At 51.5% G+C, this 676-nt stretch carries 1 pseudogene; it reads left to right on the forward strand.

From position 1 onward, the window contains the following. Nucleotides 1–676: pseudogene (locus BP822_RS11235) on the forward strand (DNA degradation protein EddB); the annotation flags it as partial.

A 676-nucleotide genomic window follows, 5' to 3' on the forward strand; every position in this document is an offset into this window, starting at 1 on the left:
AACGGCAATGGAGCAGGCCGTGGTTTTCCCAGTGCAAGAGGAGCCAGATCGAATGGCGAGTTCGAGCTGCAGAGAGCTAAGATCATTCAGGCTATCACTGATATGAAGGCGGATGTGATCGGTCTCATCGAGATAGAGAATGATGGCTATGGAAACCTGAGCGCCATTCATGATCTATGTGACGGGCTGAATGCTCGTGAAGATGGGATTGGGTTGGAGAATTATTCATTTGTAGACCCGGGATCACCAAAGCTAGGCGATGACCTCATATCAGTGGGATTGATCTACAACAGAACAACGATCAGACCCATAGGCAAGGCAGCGACGACATCCATGGGCGCTTTCTCATCGGGCAACCGCCAGCCTCTGGCCCAGACCTTCGAGGAGATCAGCACTCTTGAGCGGCTTACAGTCGTGGTCGTTCATCTGAAATCCAAGAATCCGCCAGGAGGGGATGAGGTGGCGAATGGAGACAATAGGGATTGTGGAGATGGTCAAGGATACTGGAATGGTGACCGCACAAGGGCCGCAAATGAGCTGATAGATTGGTTGTCTTCCGATCCTACTGGAAGCCATGATCCCGACTATCTGATCCTGGGGGATATGAACTCGTACAGAAACGAGGATCCCATCATGGCCTTGAAGAGGGCCGGATATGTTAACCAGATTTCCTCTC

Origin of the sequence: Methanosaeta sp. UBA458, assembly GCF_002496085.1 — an archaeon.
Taxonomy (GTDB): domain Archaea; phylum Halobacteriota; class Methanosarcinia; order Methanotrichales; family Methanotrichaceae; genus Methanothrix; species Methanothrix soehngenii.